The organism is Paenibacillus sp. 01L418 (assembly GCF_056400045.1).
Window position 1 is genome coordinate 1 of sequence record NZ_JBFTSN010000840.1, and the last position, 731, is coordinate 731.

Consider the following 731-nt stretch of genomic DNA (forward strand, 5'->3'; position numbering starts at 1 on the left):
CGGGTCCATCTATAAGTGATAGATTGCTCCATCTTTCCCGATTCAGTCATGCGACCATATCGCGTATCCGGTATTAGCATTCGTTTCCGAATGTTATCCCAGTCTTACAGGCAGGTTACCCACGTGTTACTCACCCGTCCGCCGCTAAGCATCAGAGGTGCAAGCACCTCATCAACTCCGCTCGACTTGCATGTATTAGGCACGCCGCCAGCGTTCGTCCTGAGCCAGGATCAAACTCTCCAAATTGGTTGTTTGACTTGCTCATAACTTTTATCGCTATATTTGCTCATCCCGAAGGATTTGCAAGGCAGTTATTACTCGTTGTTCAGTTTTCAAAGAGCAATCTTTTCTTTCGTTTGTTTCTCTCGCCGTCCGCGTGTATCTCTCGGCCGGAATTAGAATATACCATGCATGCATATATGATTGCAAGTCTTTTTTGAAATTATTTTATTATATTTATGATTTCACTATATAAATGCCATTTAATACGTCTATAATGCCTGTAAAACACTACATTTAAGCGTTTTAATATTTAATTTCGTTAATATAAATGAACAAACATATTATTAGTTATTTATTTTGAGCTCAATATTATCCTAGTTAACTATGTGTAATACAGATGATTAACAAATGGAATTCAAATCAGCTCATATAATCATCGTTTTCTGCTTGATATCTGATTCTGCCTTACATCAATCTATTTAATCCTAGAAGACACAAAGCTGCATCAC

The 731-nt window shown here is 37.9% G+C and carries 1 rRNA gene; it reads right to left on the reverse strand.

From position 1 onward, the window contains the following. A 16S ribosomal RNA gene (locus AC1DSE_RS36055) occupies positions 1–246 on the reverse strand; the annotation flags it as partial. Between the last annotated feature and the right edge of the window lie 485 nt (positions 247–731).